The organism is Agrobacterium tumefaciens (assembly GCF_005221385.1).
Taxonomy (GTDB): Bacteria; Pseudomonadota; Alphaproteobacteria; order Rhizobiales; family Rhizobiaceae; genus Agrobacterium; species Agrobacterium tomkonis.
Genome location: NZ_CP039903.1, coordinates 2,433,073 through 2,452,590, shown reverse-complemented (window position 1 = coordinate 2,452,590; position 19,518 = coordinate 2,433,073). Strand labels below are relative to the sequence as shown.

Below are 19,518 nucleotides of genomic sequence, written 5' to 3'. Positions count from 1 at the left end.
GCCCAACTGAAAGGCATCTTTTGCACATGCGCGGAGCGTGACACGCTTTGAATTCTTCTGACGTTTCCCAGAACCTGCTTTCCAGCATCGAAAACAAAACCGCCAAGGCGGGTGTGATCGGCCTCGGCTATGTCGGCTTGCCGCTGGCCATGACGGTTGCCAAGGCCGGGTTCAGGGTCGTCGGCTTCGATATCGACCCCGGTAAAATTACCGCGATCGATGCGGGCCGCAGCTATATCGAGGCGGTATCCGATGAGGTGCTGGCAAGTGTCAGGCAGGACGACGGTTTCGTCGCGACCGCAGATTTCACCCGACTGGCCGAATGTGATGTGATCGCCATCTGCGTGCCGACGCCGCTTACGAAATATCGCGAGCCGGACCTTTCCTATGTCGAAAAGACCTGTCGGGATATTGCCGCGCATCTGCGCAAGGGGCAGCTCGTGGTACTGGAATCGACCACCTATCCCGGCACGACCGACGGGGTGGTGAAGACCATTCTGGAGAGCAGCGGGCTTGTTTCCGGCGTTGATTTCTTCATCGGCTTTTCGCCCGAGCGGGAAGATCCCGGCAATCGCGATTTCGAGACTTCGACCATTCCGAAGGTCGTCGCCGGCGATGGCGAAGCGGCCGGAAAAATGATGGCCGCGTTTTATGGTTCGGTTGTCAAAAAGATCGTGCCCGTTTCGACAAACGCTACGGCTGAGGCGGTGAAAATCACCGAAAACGTCTTCCGTGCCGTCAATATAGCGCTCGTCAATGAACTCAAGGTCGTCTACGAGGCCATGGGCATCGACATATGGGAAGTGATCGACGCGGCGAAAACCAAGCCTTTCGGTTTCATGCCGTTTTATCCTGGTCCGGGCCTCGGCGGCCACTGCATACCGATCGATCCGTTCTACCTCACCTGGAAATCACGCGAATATGAATTGCCGACGCGGTTCATCGAGCTTGCCGGGGAAATCAACACCGGCATGCCACGCCACGTCGTCGGGCGGGTTGCTGAAGCGCTCGATATTCACTCCGGCAAGGCGCTCAGCCGTTCGAAGGTTCTGGTCGTCGGCCTCGCCTACAAAAAGAATGTGCCCGATATTCGCGAAAGCCCCTCGCTGAAGCTCATCGAACTTATCCAGGAGCGCGGTGGTGAAGCGGCCTATTATGATCCGCATGTGGCGGAAATTCCGAAAACCCGCGAATACAGCCATCTGATGGGCATGAAATCAGTGTCATGGGACAGGCAGACGATCGGCGCTTTCGACGCCGTTCTCGTGGCCACCGACCATGACAATGTTAATTATGCCGCACTCGGCGAATGGGCGCCGCTGATCATCGACACGCGAAATGTCTTTGCGCGGCGAGATATTGCCGCAAAACACATCATCAAAGCCTGATACGGACGGACCATGAGCAGACTGGACAGTTTTATTCGCCGGTTGACCGCGCAGCGGGATATTCTCAACCACCTCGCGGCCGATCTCGATCTGCCGGAAGAGGGTGCGCTGATGGAAATTGGCCTGGGAAACGGACGCACTTTCAATCACCTGCGCGAACTGTTTCCCAGCCGTCGTATCATCGCCTTCGACAGGGCCATGGGTGCTCATGCCTCCTCCGTTCCGGCGGCGGAGGATCTTGTTATTGGTGAAATTTCTGAGACCGCGCCCGCCTTCATCGGTGCGGATGCGGCGATGGTTCATGCCGATATCGGCACGGGCTATCCGGAAAAGGATGCGGTTACACTGACGTGGTTGCCGGATCTTGCCGCCGGCGTGCTGGCGAAAGGCGGCATCGCCGTTAGCGGTCTGCCGCTGGATCATCCCCTGCTCAATCCGCTGCCGGTGCCGAAAAGCGTGCCGACGGACCGCTATTTTCTCTATCGCAAGATTTGAACCCGCGCAGGTAAACAGCAAGTGCCCCGGCCTTGTCCTATAGATAACGTTCGCTCTCTTCCTTCGAAAGCAGGAAAACTTTCATCTGCGAGTTCCGTCCGCGGATGGTGATCTGCTCACTGCGAAGGTCGGCGGTATCCTGCCCTGCCTGCGTTAGCGCTGGTTCGGAAACAACGATGGCTGCGCCGAATTCCTTGGCCTTGGATTCGAGCCGGCTTGCCACATTGACGGTATCGCCGATAGCCGTCAGGGTTTTTGCGGCGCCGTATCCCATGACGCCGACGATGCTCGGGCCGGCGTGAATGCCGACAACGACTTCCAGGCGGACGGCGAATTGTTTCTCCAACCCCTCGTTTAAGATTGCGATATCGCGCAATATGGTGGCAGCCGCCTTCATGGCATTGCGGCAGGCGTGTTCCTCATCCTCTCCAAGTCCAAAAAGGGCCATGGCGCCATCGCCGATGAACTTGTCGAGATGCCCGCCTGCGTGCTCGACGGCCTGGCCGACTATGGTGAAATAACGGTTGAGGAGGAAGACGACATCATAAGGCAGCTTCGCCTCGGACAGCGTGGTGAAGTTACGCAGATCGCAAAAGAGGATGGCGATTTCCTCTTCCCGGCCGGGGCGGGCCAGCTGCGCATCGACCGGCAGGTCGCTCTGCTGAGGCGGCGAAACGAGAAGCGCGATACCAAGATCGCTTGTGGGGCGCAGCTGACAGCCGAGCCGCACATCCGAATCGGCATGGATGCGCCGCAATGTGGTTTGCTCTATGTCTCCGGGCGGCGGAAGCGGGCCTTTGCTGTCCAGAATCTTGACCCGACAGGTTGAGCAGCGCCCTTTGCCGCCGCAGACGGAATAATGTGGTATGCCCGCAAGCCGGCTGGCCTCCAGAATGCTGAGCCCGGCCGGCACACGCGCCTGCGCGCCATGTTCGTAACGGATTTCGATGGCCGTCAACCGTTGCCGCCAGCTGCGCACGCCGCGCAGGACGAAAACCAGCATTACCGCGCCGATAAACGATGTTTCCACCGTCCCGGTGATGAGCCGGATCTGCGTCTCCATTTCCCGTTGCAGCGGTAATTCATCTTTTTGAATGGTATTGTCGACGAGTCCCGGAGGAAGCGCGTATTTTTCGTCGATCTCCGCCAGCCATCGACCGGCATCGCTGAAGCCCAGCAGCGCCAGAAGCGGCAGCAGCACCGCCACCGTCATGAATAACCCGGCTATTCGCGGATACCAGTCGCGGTAACGCAGCCAGAAATACAGGCCGATGCATCCGTGGACCCAGATCACCACCAAGGCGAGGCTTTGCCATGCGCCCTGTATCGGATTGTTGATCCACAGCCTGCGGATGACGGAGTAGTAGCCAACATCAATGCCATAAAGCATGTGCGACACGCGGATATTGACGGCGTGGCCGATGATCAGAAACGGGATCGACAGGCCGAAAATGACCTGAAGCGCTTCGCGCAACGGCATGCGCAATGTTCTGCGCAGATAGAGCGAGCGCAGAACAAGACAGACATGCACCAGAACCGAACCATAAAAAAGCAGGCTGCTGATGGGGTTGAGCCAGATCAGGCTGAACCATTTGCGCGCCCGTTCGGCGGTGTCGATCGAGATGAGTGCAAGGGAGTGATTGAAAAGATGGGAAAATACAAAAGCAAATATGATGAGACCGGATAAAATCCGGGCCTGTCTCAAGTTGGTCTCCGAAAAGAAACGGATCATGCAAATCCCATCATGTGGTCGCTCAGAGCAGAATCATCATTTAATAAGCCGTGACGTTCTTAGTGCAGGGAATCTCGTGGCAATATCGTGGAGCAAGAGGCTGGTAACGGTCAATTGTGCGTGTTCGAATGTCGCCAGCGCACGGCCTGTTTAAAAGGAATCGCCCAGTGTGCTCTCGCTCTTTGTTTTTACGCATTTTCCGGACATAAAACCGCTGCGCATTTTTACTGGAAATTTTCTGGAGGCACGATCGCAATCGCGACTTGGGGACGTTGCCAGGCACCCCAAAACCGTCGCCGCGACCAAGAGGTTGCGGTGACCGCGATCAGAGTTCGATTATCTGGCCGTCCATGGCAGCGAATGCGCCGCCGAACTCGGCTTTTGCCTGTTTTTCGATACTGTCCAGCTCTTCGTCGCTGCGGCTTGGGGCATGGTGGATGAAGCCGACATTTTTTGCGTCGGCCAGCTTGGCGAGACGGATCGCCTGTTGCCAGGACGAATGGCCATAACCGCGATAAAGGCCCATTTCGTCGTCGGTGAACATGGCGTCGTAGAGGAAAAGATCGACGTCCCTGATCAGATCGAGCACGGTTTCGTCGATGCTGCCCGGCTCATGTTCGGTATCAGTGATGATGGCGAGGGACTTTCCTTCCCAGTCCAGCCTGTATCCGATGGCATTACCGGGATGATTGAGCATTCCGGTTCTGATTGAAAGGCCGGGGCGCGGGTTGAGCGTGTCGCCGGGCATGAAGTCCCGCGTCGCCATCCTTGCGCAGCAAACCTCCAGCGGCACGGGGAACCAGGGTGGGCTCATGAAATCCTTGAGCATTTCCCGCGTTGTCATAATGCCGGCCAGGTGACCAGACCAAATAGCGACGTCGTTGCAGCTGTTGTAAAATGGCTTGAAGTAGGGGAAGCCGACAATGTGATCGTAATGGCAGTGCGAGAAGAACAGATCAACGTCGGTAATGCCTTCCGCCCGCAATGCAAGACCGGCGGGATGAAGCCCGGACCCTGCATCGAACAAAAGAACATGATCTCCGCATCGTACCTCAATGCAGATGGTATTGCCGCCATATTTTCGGAAGTTTTCACCTGAAACAGGAAGCGTTCCCCGCGCGCCCCAGATCTTTACCCGAAAATTTCTATTACTTTCCCGACTTGCTGTGTCGGAATCGAACGCCATGACACACCCCAATAACAACGGAATCTTGCACGCTTTCCTCCCATGAAGCCCGTTGTCTCTACAGATTTTTATATCCGCCTTTTTTGGCGGATGCCTTTACCTCTTATTCAGTCAGCATTTCATTTATATTGCAATGGTGCGACATTTATTTTTCTAATATCGCCCGTTGGGGTAGCAAGGAATTGCCGCTCATGTTCTGGCGCTTGCGCGCGCCTTGCTGAGTTCCGTCGTCGTCTGGGTGAGGCGTTCGGCAAGAACGCGCATGACTTTTATGGTGATGTCAGGGAAATCGGACATGAGCTTGAAGAACTGTTCCTTGCCGATCCGCAGGGCTTCGACATTGGTGGAGGCGCGCACGGTTGCGGTTCTGACGCTGTCACAGAGGATGGCGATTTCGCCGACAATGGCGTTGCCGGTCATTTCCGCCACCTTCAATGTGCCTGACGGGGAGTCGACCAGAACATCCACTTTGCCGGTCAGAACCACATAGGCCGCATCGCCGACATCCCCCTGCCGGAATAGCACGTCACCCGTATGATAGGACACCCGGTCCGATGCAAAAGCGAGTAGTTTGAGCTTCGACGGTTCCATTTCCGAAAAAAACGGGACGCGTTTCAGCATTTGAATTTCGTCTTTGAAGAGCATTGCCTTACCCTATTCTTGTTCCACCTCGGCCACGTTCTTGGACTTATGTTGCGACCATGTCCTTGAATGTACCGTTTTCCTGCGCCAGAGTCTCGTAACTTCCGTCGGCGGTGATTAGTCCCTGATGGACGAATATGACCCGGCCGAACATGCGCGAGAGCGTTGCATTCGACAGAACCCATATGATTGACGGGTTATTGTTGTTCTGTTTCAGGAGTGTGATGACCCGTTCGACAATTTCCTCCTGTTGTCGGGGGTCAAGGCCGGGAAGGGGGCGATTAAAGACGTAATAATCGGATTTGCGGATCAGCGCGCGGGCAAGATTGAGCTTCTGGCGCTGGAGCGGGCCAAGCCGCTTGCCACCGGCACCAAGGTTGAAATCGAGGCCGACTGCCAGAACACGCTCGTAGACGCCCTGCTTGCGCATGACATCGGCGACGATGCGGGTGATGCGCCGCGAGGCATCGGTATAACGATGGCTGACCTTGCCGAAGAGGATATTATCCAGCAGGCTGGTGGCGCTCATATATTTCGTCGGATCATATATTTCGATGACGTTTTTCAGGCTGTCGGGCAGGTTTTCATGGAACATGTGCCGGACCTCGACGATCCGGTTCATGATTTCCGGCGACAACAGGCCGAAACGCTGCCGGGGCTCGATGTAAAAGAAGCTCAGCCGCAGCATCGCGCGTTTTTCGCTCTCATTGGCATCATCGAAACCGCGGCCCTGCAGGCGCTGCAACATCTGCTGATAGACCGGAATGTCATCGGGCGTCATGAATGTCAGCTGCTGGAAGAATGGGTGGTCTCCCGGCAGGTCGGCGAAGATTTCGACGATGTTTTCGGCAATCGTGTAACCCATTTCAAACAGGGTTTTGACAAGACCGGTCTCGCGCATCAGCGAGCGGAAATAATCGCTTTCAATGATGGCCCGGATCGTCTGGGAAGAGTCCCGCATGGTGCCGAACAGCAGGTTTTCGCCGACCGTCGCTTCGCTGTTGTAGCTCTCAAGCTCGAAGGGCGCGATGAGGCCGCTGAGGTTCTCCTTTTCCAGTTCAGCGCGCAGGACATGCCGCAGTTCAACGATGCGGGCGGCAAGATGCAGGTCGGTCAGAGGGTCGATCGACGAGCGCAGTGCAAATTCGAGGATATCCTGCGACAGTTCCACGCTGTCTAGGACGGCCAGGATTGCCCGAATGAGATTTTCCGGTTTGCCGTCACCGGCCGGGCTGGAAGCGTAGTCGATCCATTCGCTGTTTATGTCGATCAGCGGATTGCCCGCCATCTTGGCTTCGCGAATTTCCCATTTGCGGTGTTCCAGAGCCGCACCCTCGTAGTTCTTATCTGCGAGCGGGGCGTGTTTCAGGCCATAAAGCAGATTGTCCATCAGGCTGGCGTGGAAAAAATAGCTGTCCGACGAGACATAGGAGATGCGCCGACCCGTCAGTGATTCAGGCAATTCCAATATGTCGACATCGTTGATGCTGATCTTGCCGGAGGCCGGCCAGAGTGTACGGCCGATCGCATCCGCAAGCGCCTCGCCTCCCGCACCGCCGACGATGGCGATGACTTCACCCGGCTCGATCTTCAGCGATGCCTGCTCCAGAAGCCGGCTGCCACTATCGTCTTCCAGCGTCAGATTGGTGATGACGATCGGTGCGGTGATGGCTGCGACGGTTCCCGGCGACAGTTTCTGCACGTTCTCTTCAATCATGTTCGGGGCATTGAACTGTTCGAAGACCTGCTCGTATTTCACCTGGACATCCTGACGTGCCTGATCCCAATCGATCAGCTCCTTCAGCGGTCCGGGCAATTCCTTATAGGCGTTGATGACGGCGACGAGCTGGCCAACATCAAGGCTGCCCTTGAGGGTGAGATAACCGCCAAGCGCATAAAAGAAGAAGGGCGTCAGCTGCGCGAGGAAGTTATTGATGAATTTGACCAGAAACTTCCACTGATAGAGATCATAACGGATCTTGAAGATGTCGCCGAGCCGGTGGGAGGCATCGGCGCGCTCGAAATTGGACGTATCATAAGCGTGGATAGTGCCGATGCCGTCGACCATTTCGCCAATACGTCCGGCAAGCTGGCGGGCGCTCAGCTGCCGCTGGCGACCGAGTTCAATGAGGCGACGGCGCATCTTGGGGATGATGCCGACCTGAATGGCGGCCATGAAGGCAGCGATCAGACCCAGCCAGAAATTCTGCACGAGGATGAAGAAGAGAGCGGAGAGAGCCTGACCGCCGAGAAGCGCCGGCTGCACGAAGGCGTCGCCGGTAAAACCGCCCAGCGGCTCAACCTCGTCCTTCACCATGCTGGATATCTCAGCGCCTTTGACCCGCTTGAAATGGCTGGGTGGGAACCGCAGGATCCTGTCGATCAGTTCAAAGCGGACACGCCGGAGAAGCCGTTCGCCAAGGCGGCCTTTGAACGTATTGATATAATATTTGAAAAGCCCGTTGATGACGACAAGCGCAAGGAATGTGAGGCTGAGCGCCATCAGCATCGACATGCGGTTGAGTTCAAGCCCGGGGAACAATGTCACGGTGCCCCAATAGGGAATATCGACCGTGAGATGCATGAAAAGCTGCGTTGCATTCGCCCCTTCGAAACCGTCTCCCTGAATGGGGCCGTTGACGATCTGCTTGGGCAGATCGAAGGCGAGGAAGTAGGGGATCATGGACAGGGCCACGATCAGCAGAATGAAAAGCTGCTGCCGCCTCGTGTGCGACCAGATATAACGCGTAAGGCTTTGTTCCATATAAAACTTCTATGACCTGTCGGGGCAAGCCCCGGGGTGTTGGTTTGCGCGGTGTCTAGACGATCCGGTGGCCGGGTGGCGCAAGCTCCTCCTGCAAATAGGTACGTGACTCGCTATTTATCAGTATATTCAAGCGGTTTCGAGCAAAATAGCATCCGCACCGAGGCTTACCCGCCACACTGAAAGATTGCTTTTGCAACCCGTGTGTCGCAATCGATATAAATGCGACAGTATTTTTAGAATTCTCTAATATTATTGTTTTTAGTGTAGAACAGGCGTTAAGACACTTGGGTATAGTGATCCCGTAGTGGTTGAGCCAGACGCTGGCGCAATAGTGGCAAGGTCGATGGCGATAGATATTTCAGAGCGTGCAGGCGGCGAATCTCCCCTTGAGTCACGGCAGCTTTTCGACATTGCAGCGGATGGGACGATCGCGCATCCTGTTTCTTTTGAAGGGCTTGCCGGTATTTTTCATCCGGCGCGCAAAGATGTGCAACGGGATCATGCGGTTCTTTTCGTCAGCCCGTGGGGAATGGAAGAGCTATGCAGCCGTAAGTTCCAGCGCGTTCTGGCCGAGCGGCTGGCCGCTTCCGGCGTCGCCAGCCTGCGTTTTGACTATCTTGGCTCAGGCGACGCGCTCGATCCGGAAGATGTCGGTCGGGCGGCGGACTGGCTTTCCGACACGCGCGCGGCGTTTGAGTATATGAAGCGTCTTTCCGGCTGCTCCGGGATTGTCGTCGTCGCGCAGGGTCTTGGTTGTGCGATTGCAGTTCAGGCACTTGCCGGCGCTTCCGCCATCGGTTCCATGGCTCTTCTGGCGCCAGTCGTCTCCGGTCGCGCCTATCTGCGTGAACTGGCGATGTGGTCTTCCATGATTGATGATGGTCTTGGTCTGTCGCCGGGGCAACGTTCGGCACAGCCCGGGGCGATTGCCGGAATGACCATGCCGGCAGGTATTGCGGATACGATCAAGAAGATCAATCTCTCCAGTCTCGAAACTGTTCCAGCCCCCAATGTCCTTGTGCTTTCGAGAGCCGGTCGGGTGACCGACAGCGATCTCGCCAGACATCTTGCGGCGATTGGCGGTGAGGTGAAGGAGGCGGCGTTTTCGGGTTATGACGATCTCGTTTCCAGCCCGACGCTTTCGAAAATATCCGGCGATGTCGTGAACCGACTGGTGGATTGGGTCTTGTCACAGACCCATGTCGGGAACCCCGCGGCACTCCCGGAAGATTTCACCATCAACGCTCCGCAGCGCGGCCAGGGTTTTTTCGAACAGCCGGTGCAGTTTGGCGAGGGCGGACGGCTTTTCGGCATCTTTTGCGAGCCGGATCATCGGCAACCGGTTTCTTCGGTCCTTCTGCTTGGTGCCGCCTATGACCGGCATGCGGGCTGGGGCAGGCTTTCCGTGCAGACCGCCCGTTTACTTGCGCGTGCCGGCGTCGCTTCGCTGCGCTTCGATGCGGCCAATATTGCCGACAGCCCGCCGGTCAAAAACGTTCCGGATCAGGTTCTTTACGATGTCTCGCAGAATGACGATGTCTCTGCCGCCCTCGATTTTCTCGAGCGGCGCGGCAAAGGTCCCTTCATCACGGCTGGCCGGTGCAGCGGCGCCTATCTCGCTTTTAACGGCGCGCTTGCGGATGCTCGGATCAGCGCAGTAGCTGCGGTCAATCCGGTCGTCTTCCACTGGCAGAAAGGCCGCTCGGTGGATGAAGCCTTGCACAAGCGGCCGCGCTCGTTTGGGGAGTACAGCCAGCGTTTTCGCCAGGGGGCGACATTCAAACGTCTCTTCAGCGGCGATGTGGATGTTGTCAGTGCCGGGCTGAACATCGTCAAGGCGACGATGAAGAAGCTCTCGACAAAAACGGCAAGGCTGTTCCGCCGGGGCAGTGAAGAAGGGCGCGCCGTATACGGAGCTTTCGATTCACTCAAGGCAAAGGGCACCGCTGTCAGCCTGCTCTACAGCGACAATGACGACGGGCTTGAGCATTTCCGCTATTATTTCGATGCCGATGGTCGCGGGCTTTCTGCCTATCAGAACGTATCGCTGACAATTATTGCCGATGCCGACCACAATCTTTCGACACCGGAAGCGAAAATGATCTTTATCGATGCGGTGACGCGGCTGGCTCTAAAAGGAGAAGCGTCGGCCGGAGCCCAGTGATACCACCTCTCCGGAAGGTGGCGTTTCGATTGTTCCGGCCTCCGGCATAAGATTGATTGTCTTGCTCTCGCCGGGGGCGAGGTGGAACCAGTTTTCCGAAGCACCATAGCCTTCCGCCGATACGTGGACGGATTGCGCGAGACGATCTGTACCGATTTCGAGCGACCAGTTGCCGTTGGTTTCACCGAGATCCAGATCCAGATTGGCGGCATGCAGCGCCTTTTTCCGGCCGAGCGGGAAATTGAAGGCGTCGGCGATGACGAGCCCGGTTGCGACATCACGAAGCCGGGCGACCGTGACATCATGGGATGGCGGGCCGAAACGATAGGCATAGGTGGTATCGAAAAAAGCGCCGAACAAATCTGTTGCGGCAATTATATGGCTCTGCCGCGGTGAAATCGTCAGCGGGCGTTTGGTGTGCACGACCGGCTGCATGCCGTCGCGCAGGCAGGTCAGCTCCAGCATGGCTTCAAAGCCGTCGCCGGTTTCGTTGATGAGATGGATATCCAGCCCGTTGGTGCCTTCATCGGAAAGGCTGAGCTGGATGGGGCGGAACGCTCTTTTCAGCGCGTGCCAGACGGATTTGGGCCGGCCGGTGGCGTCGATGATACCCCAGCCAGCGCCGGGAACGAGATCCTGCAGGGTCCAGACCAGCGCACCCCGGCAAGAGGAACCGCTGCGCCGCCATTCGGCGAAGGTCGTTTCCATGACCTCGGCAGTTGCTGCGCGTGACATGTCGAGATAAAGCCCGCCGTCCTCGCGCCGAAGAACGTCCGGCTCAACGTCGTAAAGCAGCTTCAGATAATGATCGCGAACATCTTCGAAATCCCAGGACGCGCCGCGATCGCGCGGCGTGCGGGCTTTCCAGCGTGGATCATGCACGGCCACGCCGGGAAGATATCTGTCCAGCGTTTCCTGTTCGGGAATATTGGAAAAGGCCAGGCACTCGGCGGCAAAGCGCACATCGGCGCGGCGGGCATCTTCCAGCGGACGGCAATAGGCGCCCACACCATAATAGTGACCAACCCCGGCATTGGGGAAAAATGGCAGCGCGCCGCCGGAGGGGGAATTGGTGACATAGGCCGCATCCGGCCGTTTCTCAGCCATCACATCCGGAATAATCTCCTCGGTGAGCGTCGCCTTCCATATCTGTTCCGGCAGGCCGAGCATGGCGCCCTGCTGGTACATCTCGCTGCCGCCGCAGAAAACGGTGAGTGATGGAGAAAGTGCTGTCGCCTCGAGGAATTGCGAGATTTCCGTAACGATATGCTGGCGCAGGCCGTCATCCTTTGCCGGGTAGTCGAAGTTGGCAAGCATGGCGTCCTGCCAGACCATGATGCCGAGTTCATCGCAAAGCGCGAAGAATTCCGGCGTCTCATAGGCCATGGTGCCGCCGATACGGATCATGTTCATGCCGGCTTCGGCTGCTTTTTTGAGCCATGGCTCGTAATTCGGTCGTGTTCCCGGCAGGCGCACGATGTCGGCCGTCGTCCAGACCGCGCCGCGGCAGAAGACGGGTTCCCCGTTCACCTTGAGCCCGAAACCGTTGCCGTCCTCGCCGTGATCGATCTCCACCTGGCGGAAACCGGTGCGCCCAAGCCTGTGTTGCTTGCCATCCAGCTCCAGAATGATGTCGTGCAGTGCGGGCCTGCCATGGGTGTGCGGCCACCAGATTTCGACCCCGGGTATAAGCAGTTCGCCGAGGAGTTTGCCGTCTTCGCCCTTCGAAAGATTGATGCTGTAACCAGCGCAGATCACCCGTGCGGACTGGATATCGCGGTTCGCTTCGAGAACGATGCTGACCTTCCCCCTGCCGGTATCGTCAAGTGAAGATCGCAGGGTGCAAAGCACGCTTTCCTGTCTGATGAGGCTGATGGGCCGCCATGGGCCTGCGGCATGGATTTCCGGGCACCAGCCGGGCATATAGCCGAGTGCGGTGGTGCGGATCAGCCGCAACCCTTGCGTATTCATCATCTGCGGACGCCAGCGGGCGCGCGGACCGGTCTTTTCGAGCCGTGGTGCAAGTGCTCGGAAGCAGATCGAAAGTTCGTCCGCGCCAGTGAGCGCGACTGGCACTTCCAGCCTTTCGAACATGCTTTGGCTGGCGGCGATCAGCTCACCGTTGAAGAAGATTTCGGCAATGGTGGAAAGGCCGTCGAAGCGCAGCGTGGCCCGTTCCCGCGCATCGGAAATCATTGTCAGCCGATACCATGCATCCTTGTCGTTGAGCGCGACAGGGGCAAACCGATCGAATTTCCCGGCCTCCTCCAGGGCCTGTGCCACCGTGCCGGGCACGGAGACGTGCAGGCTTTCAAGCGCTGCCGGAATGTCGGACGGGGTTTCGCAGGCATTGGCGGGCGTCAGTGTCAGCGTCCAGCCTTCACTCAGCAATTCCTCGCTTTCGCCCGGAAAATAGGTCCTCACGCGGCCTCGCTGGCATCAGATAGTTTCGCCGCAAGGCTTTCCATCAAACCATCCCATGCGTCCGCTGCCGGATCGAGCACGGATGCCAGCGCATCGAACTTACGGCGGGTGACGGCGCGGGCAAGCTGGAATTGCACAGTCTTGGCGACCTCCGAGATACGCAGCGCATGCTCTCTTGCTTCGGAAAAACCTTGCCTGTCCAGCCATTCGAGGTGGCTTGCCGCCAGTTCGAAATTGGCGCCGAGCTGGCGCAGCGTGTTGAAGGCATATTTGTGGAAAAAGCCGAAGGGCCTGTCGGCAACCTTTTCCACCTGCGCCGGAAACACGGCTGAAAAAGCCCTGACCGGATTGGCGGATGGCCGGCGCGAAAAATGAAATCTCAGCAACCGCTCGGCTGTCTTGCGAATATGGGCCGGTGACGGATCGCTGTCTGCGAATTTCGCAAATTCGGTGTAGGGCAGGAAGGGCGGATCGGTCTCGGCCAGATGGTGCTGGAACAATCCGTCGAAATCCTCGCCCGACAGATGGAAAAAGCCGGCATTGTGGAAATAGTCGAGTTCCCGGTTCGCCAGGTCGAGCCTGTTGATGGCGACGGTGGTCTTGCCGTGTTCCTTCTGATAGCCCACCCCATGGGTGTCGGGCATATAGAAACTGTCCATCTCGATCAGGCAGATGCGGCCGCGCTCCAGCTGCGCCTCAATGTGGTTTTCCACCCGGTCGAAGATCGCCAGTTCGGTGGCGCGAATGCCATAAAGCGCTTCGAGATCTTCCAGCGGCACCTTGAAGAAGGTGAACTGGTCACCCTCAAAGTCCTGCGTGAGGGTGAAGCCGAACATGGCTTCCGGGGCTAAGCCTTTCGAGGCCAGCACCTCGATCCACAAATCAATGTAGCAATTGGTTTCCGGCCACATTCTTTCTGAGGAATGGAGCGGGTGCTGCACATAGTTTTTGGGGTCGAGACCGGGAAAAATCTGCCGCATGGATAATCAGCCCCAGAGGGTTTCCACGACCTTTGCAGGCCATTTCTTCACATCCAGACCATGATGGGCAAACAGCGCCAGCGCAATGCGCTCAAGGCCGAAACCGACACAGGCGGTATGGGCGACATCGCCGTTGGCGAGGTTCAGACCCCATTTCTGGCCGAAGGCATCCTGATGGTAGTTGAAACTCATGCAGGCCGTCGGGCTGGTCGTGGATGTGACCGGGATCAGCAGTTCGAATTTCAGGTTCTGATCGCGCTGGTTGTTGGCGAGCATCTTGCCGGCACGGCCGAAGAAAGGATCGTTGGCAACATCGATGGTGACGTCGAGCCCGACCGCCTTCATCATTTCGACGCCGCGATCCATCCAGGTCTGGCGGAATTCGGTGACGTCGGACTCGGTGCCCATGCAAACATATTCGCGCATGCGGAAAAGCTGCTGGCGCGCCGGATCCTTGGAGGGTTCATGGCGGAAGCAATAGGACTGGATGTCATAGAGACCGCCGCCGGCAGGTAGCGCGCCGCGCTTGGCGATCGTCGGATAAAGGGGGTAGCAGGCTGCCGGCGTCAGCACGATGTCGGTGGCTTTCTGGTCCTTGGTCCAGTCTTCACCCTCATCCATGCATTTGAGAAGGCTGACATGGTCAAGCTCGCAGCCGCAGAAGGAATGGACCGTGCCGGCCAGCTGCGGGAAGCTCTTCATGTAGCCGCTTTTTTCGAAATAGGCGCGGTTGATGCCAGGCGGAAAACGGATCGCTTCGGCACCATCGGCAGCGCCCGTGCGGTCAATCAGCCGCTCGAATGCGGCAATGACGTCCTCGAACTGGCCGCTGCGTCCATAAAGACCGTCCACACCCGTTTCAATCAGCAGGCCTTCTTCGAACAGTCGATCGAGGAACGATGTTTGCATGTCCATGGTCTTATCCCAAGAGGCTGGTGTCCTGCTTGTGAACCAGCAGGAGATTGGCGGAATTGCCGAGAATACGGTCGTTGGAAATCATCAGGCGCGCGGAGTGCGCGTCGCGCAGGTGGCGGCCGATGCTATAGGGCGTGCCGTTCTTGTAACCCATGATGCCGCAGACCAGCATGGCGTGGTCGATGATCTCGAGAATGGTTTCCGAAGAGCAGATCTTCACATTGTTCATGGCAACAGCAAAGGCCATGGACATCAGTTTTTCGGCATCGCTCTTGGTGTCCTCGTAAGCCTTGATGCCGGCGATGATGTTGGATTTCACAACCTGCAGCTTGGTGGAAACCTCGGCAAGCCGGATCGCGCCGGGAGGGGCGGTGCCGGGTGATTTGCGTGCCGCCGCTCTGACGAAAGACTGGGCGCGCAGCACAGCATCCGAGGCGATGCCATACCAGACGGCGCTCCACAGGAGATGCGAGCTTGCAAGCATGGATTGCGCGGCGATTTCCGCGAACGGCTTCGGGAAAATTTGCGCCGCCGGCGCTTCACCTCGGAACAGAAAGCCGTCCGAACAGGTGCCGCGCATGCCGAGTGTATCCCAGACATGGGTCTTTTCGAGCGTGTACTGGTTTTTCAGGAAAACGGTCATCACCTGATCGGCCGGCGCGGCATCCTTGTGGGCGCGCGAGGTGATGAGGATCGCATCGGCATTGCTGCCATAGGAAATGACGGTGGCATCCTTTTCCAGCCGGCAAAAGTCGCCTTCGACCTCGATCGCGCAGATGGAGTTGCGCAGATTGCCGCCAATGCCGCCTTCGGTGGTGGCCGAGCCGAGCAGAAGCTGTTCGCTGGCGATGCGTTGCATGAACTCCGCATGCCACGCGCTTGCCTCGCCGTGTTCCACCAGGCTGGACAGCTTGATATGATGCATGGCGAAAATCATTGCGGTTGCCGAACAGGCCTGGCCGAGCCGGGCGCAGATATCGGCGATTTGCTGCAGGGATGCGCCTTCGCCGCCGAGGGAGGCGGGGACCTGGATGCCCAGCAGGCGTTCCTGCCGCAATGCATCGACAGCTTCCTGCGGGAAGCGGCCGGTGACATCCACTTCGTCTGCATGTTTGGCGGCAATGGTCGCGACACGGCCCGCGCGCGCGGACAGCGTTTCATCCTGCGGCGCTACGGTCACGTTCATCAGGCAGCCTCTTTACCATCCAGAATGAGCTTAACGGTGTCTTCAATGGCCTTGATGCTGGCGAAGGACTTGCGGTTCAGCAGATTGTCGGGAAACTCGATATCGAATGCTTCCTCGATACCCAGCATCAATTGCACCGATGCAAAGGAAGAAAGGCCTGCCGCATAAAGATCTGCTTCATCTGCAATCGTATCGACGGGGGTGGGAAGCTGGCCGAATTTTGCCAGTATTTCACGAATAGTCGCATTCATTCCGACGTATCTCCAATGAAATTAACATTAGGAAGGTTTGTGCTTATCGTTATGTCCCAAACGATAATATTCACCTAAACCGTTAGGTTAATTACAACTAACGGCAGCATGCGCCATTCCCGCACCTTTGCCAAGCGTTGATCGGCGGCCTTGACAAAAGGCGACCGGTGTTTTTTCCTGTGGCCATTCACCAGGGGTGTCCCGTCAAGGGGCTGAGATTCTGCTTTCATGCGCAGTGACCCGTTGAACCTGATCCAGTTCATACTGGCGTAGGGACGGTGCAAAGACCGACGGTCGGCTGGCGTGTGCAATGCGCTGTCGGCGCTGCGGTATTTTCCATCATTCCGGCTCGAACTGGGTCTCCACTGTCAAACTTTGGAGCCTCAAGATGAATATCGCTGCCAAGAATCTTCCGCTTTCGGTCACCACCGGACCGCATGCTGCTTCCACGAAAATCCACAAGCCAGGGATCCTGCATCCGCACATCCGCGTGCCGATGCGCGAGATCGCGGTTCATCCGACAGCCGGCGAACCGCCGGTGACGGTTTACGATTCCTCCGGCCCCTATACCGATCCCACACATCCCGTTCTGATTGAAAAGGGTCTGCCGCGACTGCGCCACGACTGGGTCATGGCGCGCGGCGATGTCGAGACTTATGAAGGGCGGCACGTCAAGCCGGAGGATAACGGCTTTGCCACCGGCGAGCGCCTGACGCCCGAATTTTCCGTGCGCCACCAGCCACTCAGGGCGACGGCCGGCAAGGCGGTGACACAGCTTGCTTATGCGCGGGCCGGCATCATTACGCCGGAAATGGAATTCATCGCCATCCGCGAAAATCTCGGGCGCGAGGCGGCAAAGGAGAAGTTGGTCCGCGATGGCGAAAGCTTTGGTGCGCATATACCTGACTACGTGACGGCGGAATTCGTTCGGCAGGAAGTGGCATCAGGCCGCGCCATCATCCCCGCCAATATCAATCATTCGGAACTTGAGCCGATGATCATCGGCCGCAATTTTCTGGTGAAGATCAACGCCAATATCGGCAATTCCGCCGTCACCTCCTCCATGGCGGAAGAGGTGGAGAAGATGGTCTGGGCGATCCGCTGGGGTGCGGATACCGTCATGGACCTTTCCACCGGGCGCAACATCCACAATATCCGCGAATGGATCATCCGCAATTCGCCGGTGCCGATCGGCACAGTGCCGCTTTATCAGGCGCTGGAGAAGGTCAACGGCATTGCCGAGGATCTGAATTGGGAGGTGTTTCGCGACACCCTGATCGAACAGGCGGAGCAGGGCGTGGATTATTTTACCATCCATGCCGGCGTGCGGCTGCATTACATTCCGCTCACCGTCAACCGCGTCACCGGCATCGTCTCGCGTGGTGGCTCGATCATGGCCAAGTGGTGTCTGCATCATCATCGCGAAAGCTTCCTTTATGAGCATTTCGACGAGATTTGCGATATCTGCCGGGCTTACGATGTCTCCTTCTCGCTGGGCGATGGCCTGCGTCCCGGCTCGATTGCCGATGCCAACGACGCCGCACAGTTCGCGGAGCTGGAGACGCTCGGCGAGCTGACACAGATCGCCTGGACGAAAGATTGCCAGGTGATGATCGAAGGCCCTGGTCATGTGCCGATGCACAAGATCAAGGAGAATATGGACAAGCAGCTGAAGACCTGCGGCGAGGCGCCCTTCTATACGCTTGGACCGCTCACCACCGATATCGCGCCCGGTTACGACCATATCACCTCCGGTATCGGTGCGGCGATGATCGGCTGGTTTGGCACGGCGATGCTTTGCTACGTTACGCCGAAGGAACACCTCGGCCTGCCGGATCGTAACGATGTGAAGGTCGGTGTCATCACCTACAAGATCGCCGCCCACGCCGCCGATCTCGCCAAGGGTCATCCGGCTGCGCAGGTGCGGGATGATGCGCTGTCACGCGCAAGGTTCGAATTCCGCTGGGAAGACCAGTTCAACCTGTCGCTGGACCCGGATACGGCGCGGTCCTTCCATGACGAGACCCTGCCGAAGGAGGCGCACAAGGTTGCGCATTTCTGCTCCATGTGCGGACCGAAATTCTGCTCGATGCGGATTTCCCACGATATCCGCGCCGAGGCGCAGAAAGAGGGGCTGGAAGCGATGGCCGCCCGCTTCAAGGAAGGCGGCGAGCTTTATATGCCGCTTCCGACGCCAGCAAATGCCGAATAAAATGCGCGTCCTTGTCAAGGGAACGGGGGTCGCCGGACTGACGGCGGCCTTCGAACTGGCGCGGAGCGGCGTTACTGTCGAGGTGTCGGAGCGCAATGCCGAGCCTTCTCGCGGGGCGTCGTTCTACGCGGGCGGCATGCTGGCGCCCTGGTGCGAGCGTGAAAGTGCTGAAGAGTTGGTTCTGACGCTTGGTCAGGCGGCGCTCGACTGGTGGGGCGAGGCGACCCCCGGCCTGGTGGTCCGCAACGGCACGCTGGTCGTCGCACCCGTCCGTGACAGGGCGGAGCTATCGCGCTTTGCATCGCGGACCAGCGGCTATTGCTGGGTGGATGAAGGCGAAATCGCCGATCTGGAGCCCGATCTTGCCGGCCGGTTCCGGTCCGGACTTTATTTCCCGGGCGAGGGGCATCTCGATCCGCGCCTTGCTCTGAAATCGCTGCATGAGCGGCTTTGCGCGATGGGTGTGCAGTTCCATATGGGTGTTCCTTTGGATGAACAGCGGTTCGACCGGGTGGTGGATTGCACCGGATCTGCGGCGGTGGGGGAGATTTGCAACCTTCGCGGCGTGCGGGGAGAGATGCTTTATCTCGCCACCCGTGACATTTCTTTCTCCCGTCCCGTCCGACTGCTGCATCCGCGCATACCGCTTTACATCGTGCCGCGCGAGCCTGGCCGCTTCATGGTGGGCGCGACGATGATCGAGACGGAGGATACCGGGGCGATTTCCGCCCGTTCGATGATGGAATTCCTGAATTCCGCCTATGCCGTGCATCCGGCCTTTGCGGAAGCGCAAATCATCGAGACCGGCACGGGCGTGCGCCCGGCCTATCCCGACAATCTGCCTGATGTCACGCAAGACGGCGGGACCATCTTCATCAATGGCGCGTACCGGCACGGCTTTCTGCTCTCGCCGGCGATGGCGCGCAAGGCGGTTGAGATCGTCTGCCAAACTCTTATTCAAAAGGAAAAGGACCATGAAACTTCTGGTGAATGGCGACGAGCTTGATCTTGCCGCCGAGACGCTGGCCGGGTTGCTCGCCAACCTTGAATATGAAGGCGAGTGGCTGGCGACGGCAGTGAATGGCGAGCTGGTGCATTCGGAAGAGCGCGCCGATTATCAACTGAAGGCGTTCGACTGTGTCGAAATCCTTTCGCCAATGCAGGGAGGTTGAGGCC

15 protein-coding genes and 1 riboswitch are annotated in these 19,518 nt (G+C 58.1%); of the genes, 6 read left to right on the top strand and 9 right to left on the bottom strand.

Features of this window, described 5'->3' with window-relative positions; translation table 11 throughout:
• Window positions 1-47 precede the first annotated feature (47 nt).
• Together CFBP6623_RS12355 and CFBP6623_RS12350 are read left to right on the top strand one after the other, a co-directional pair.
• Window positions 48-1,388: a nucleotide sugar dehydrogenase gene (locus tag CFBP6623_RS12355; protein ID WP_046799492.1), complete on the top strand. Its 1,341-nt coding sequence runs from the start codon at window positions 48-50 to the stop codon at window positions 1,386-1,388.
• A gap of 12 nt (window positions 1,389-1,400) precedes the next feature.
• Window positions 1,401-1,883 carry a class I SAM-dependent methyltransferase gene (locus tag CFBP6623_RS12350; RefSeq protein ID WP_046799491.1) on the top strand — a complete coding sequence of 161 codons (483 nt, stop codon included), beginning with the start codon at window positions 1,401-1,403 and terminating at the stop codon, window positions 1,881-1,883.
• 37 nt (window positions 1,884-1,920) lie between these two features.
• On the opposite strand, the gene CFBP6623_RS12345 is transcribed toward CFBP6623_RS12350, so the two are convergent.
• The 4 genes from CFBP6623_RS12345 to CFBP6623_RS12330 form a co-directional block, all read right to left on the bottom strand.
• Window positions 1,921-3,615: an adenylate/guanylate cyclase domain-containing protein gene (locus CFBP6623_RS12345; RefSeq protein WP_046799490.1), complete on the bottom strand. Its 1,695-nt coding sequence runs from the start codon at window positions 3,613-3,615 to the stop codon at window positions 1,921-1,923.
• Window positions 3,616-3,940: 325 nt separating this feature from the next.
• A complete protein-coding gene (locus CFBP6623_RS12340) occupies window positions 3,941-4,642 on the bottom strand; it encodes an MBL fold metallo-hydrolase (protein WP_046799489.1) in 702 nt (233 codons plus the stop codon).
• 348 nt (window positions 4,643-4,990) lie between these two features.
• A complete protein-coding gene (locus tag CFBP6623_RS12335; protein ID WP_046799488.1) occupies window positions 4,991-5,446 on the bottom strand; it encodes a cyclic nucleotide-binding domain-containing protein in 456 nt (151 codons plus the stop codon).
• 43 nt (window positions 5,447-5,489) lie between these two features.
• Window positions 5,490-8,207 (bottom strand): ABC transporter ATP-binding protein, encoded by a 2,718-nt coding sequence (locus tag CFBP6623_RS12330; RefSeq protein WP_046799487.1) that lies wholly within the window; start codon window positions 8,205-8,207, stop codon window positions 5,490-5,492.
• A 346-nt stretch (window positions 8,208-8,553) separates the two neighbouring features.
• Between CFBP6623_RS12330 and CFBP6623_RS12325 the strand changes: the two genes are divergently transcribed.
• On the top strand, window positions 8,554-10,374 hold the full coding sequence (locus tag CFBP6623_RS12325) for a serine aminopeptidase domain-containing protein (RefSeq protein ID WP_167379133.1): 1,821 nt from the start codon (window positions 8,554-8,556) through the stop codon (window positions 10,372-10,374).
• Here CFBP6623_RS12325 and CFBP6623_RS12320 read toward each other — a convergent pair.
• The 5 genes from CFBP6623_RS12320 to CFBP6623_RS12300 are packed head-to-tail and all read right to left on the bottom strand — an operon-like array spanning window position 10,342 to window position 16,130.
• Window positions 10,342-12,798 carry a glycoside hydrolase family 2 protein gene (locus CFBP6623_RS12320; protein ID WP_046799485.1) on the bottom strand — a complete coding sequence of 819 codons (2,457 nt, stop codon included), beginning with the start codon at window positions 12,796-12,798 and terminating at the stop codon, window positions 10,342-10,344. The genes CFBP6623_RS12325 and CFBP6623_RS12320 overlap by 33 nt on opposite strands.
• Window positions 12,795-13,778, bottom strand: coding sequence for a DUF1839 family protein (locus CFBP6623_RS12315; RefSeq protein ID WP_052818788.1), 984 nt, complete (start codon window positions 13,776-13,778; stop codon window positions 12,795-12,797). The genes CFBP6623_RS12320 and CFBP6623_RS12315 overlap by 4 nt, the downstream gene beginning before the upstream one ends.
• A gap of 6 nt (window positions 13,779-13,784) precedes the next feature.
• On the bottom strand, window positions 13,785-14,693 hold the full coding sequence (locus CFBP6623_RS12310; protein WP_046799483.1) for an amino acid--[acyl-carrier-protein] ligase: 909 nt from the start codon (window positions 14,691-14,693) through the stop codon (window positions 13,785-13,787).
• A gap of 4 nt (window positions 14,694-14,697) precedes the next feature.
• Window positions 14,698-15,879, bottom strand: coding sequence for an acyl-CoA dehydrogenase family protein (locus CFBP6623_RS12305; protein WP_080841845.1), 1,182 nt, complete (start codon window positions 15,877-15,879; stop codon window positions 14,698-14,700).
• On the bottom strand, window positions 15,879-16,130 hold the full coding sequence (locus CFBP6623_RS12300) for an acyl carrier protein (RefSeq protein ID WP_003504852.1): 252 nt from the start codon (window positions 16,128-16,130) through the stop codon (window positions 15,879-15,881). The genes CFBP6623_RS12305 and CFBP6623_RS12300 overlap by 1 nt, the downstream gene beginning before the upstream one ends.
• 182 nt (window positions 16,131-16,312) lie before the next feature.
• A riboswitch (TPP riboswitch) is annotated at window positions 16,313-16,424 on the top strand.
• A 94-nt stretch (window positions 16,425-16,518) separates the two neighbouring features.
• Here CFBP6623_RS12300 and thiC point away from each other — a divergent pair.
• The 3 genes from thiC to thiS are packed head-to-tail and all read left to right on the top strand — an operon-like array spanning window position 16,519 to window position 19,514.
• Complete coding sequence (gene thiC / locus CFBP6623_RS12295) at window positions 16,519-18,342, top strand: phosphomethylpyrimidine synthase ThiC (protein ID WP_046799748.1); 1,824 nt, start codon at window positions 16,519-16,521, stop codon at window positions 18,340-18,342.
• Between the two features lies 1 nt (window position 18,343).
• Window positions 18,344-19,348 carry a glycine oxidase ThiO gene (gene thiO, locus CFBP6623_RS12290; protein WP_046799481.1) on the top strand — a complete coding sequence of 335 codons (1,005 nt, stop codon included), beginning with the start codon at window positions 18,344-18,346 and terminating at the stop codon, window positions 19,346-19,348.
• Window positions 19,317-19,514 carry a sulfur carrier protein ThiS gene (gene thiS / locus CFBP6623_RS12285; protein WP_046799480.1) on the top strand — a complete coding sequence of 66 codons (198 nt, stop codon included), beginning with the start codon at window positions 19,317-19,319 and terminating at the stop codon, window positions 19,512-19,514. The genes thiO and thiS overlap by 32 nt, the downstream gene beginning before the upstream one ends.
• The last annotated feature ends 4 nt before the right edge of the window (window positions 19,515-19,518 follow it).

Bases quoted from the DNA above. Each gene is read 5' to 3' on its own strand.
- CFBP6623_RS12300 (WP_003504852.1), bottom strand. From the start codon at position 16,130: ATGAATGCGACTATTCGTGAAATACTGGCAAAATTCGGCCAGCTTCCC.
- CFBP6623_RS12330 (WP_046799487.1), bottom strand. From the start codon at position 8,207: ATGGAACAAAGCCTTACGCGTTATATCTGGTCGCACACGAGGCGGCAG.
- CFBP6623_RS12335 (WP_046799488.1), bottom strand. From the start codon at position 5,446: ATGCTCTTCAAAGACGAAATTCAAATGCTGAAACGCGTCCCGTTTTTT.
- CFBP6623_RS12325 (WP_167379133.1), top strand. From the start codon at position 8,554: ATGGCGATAGATATTTCAGAGCGTGCAGGCGGCGAATCTCCCCTTGAG.
- CFBP6623_RS12315 (WP_052818788.1), bottom strand. From the start codon at position 13,778: ATGCGGCAGATTTTTCCCGGTCTCGACCCCAAAAACTATGTGCAGCAC.
- CFBP6623_RS12345 (WP_046799490.1), bottom strand. From the start codon at position 3,615: ATGATCCGTTTCTTTTCGGAGACCAACTTGAGACAGGCCCGGATTTTA.
- thiS (WP_046799480.1), top strand. From the start codon at position 19,317: ATGAAACTTCTGGTGAATGGCGACGAGCTTGATCTTGCCGCCGAGACG.
- CFBP6623_RS12350 (WP_046799491.1), top strand. From the start codon at position 1,401: ATGAGCAGACTGGACAGTTTTATTCGCCGGTTGACCGCGCAGCGGGAT.
- CFBP6623_RS12310 (WP_046799483.1), bottom strand. From the start codon at position 14,693: ATGGACATGCAAACATCGTTCCTCGATCGACTGTTCGAAGAAGGCCTG.
- CFBP6623_RS12305 (WP_080841845.1), bottom strand. From the start codon at position 15,879: ATGAACGTGACCGTAGCGCCGCAGGATGAAACGCTGTCCGCGCGCGCG.
- thiO (WP_046799481.1), top strand. From the start codon at position 18,344: ATGCGCGTCCTTGTCAAGGGAACGGGGGTCGCCGGACTGACGGCGGCC.
- thiC (WP_046799748.1), top strand. From the start codon at position 16,519: ATGAATATCGCTGCCAAGAATCTTCCGCTTTCGGTCACCACCGGACCG.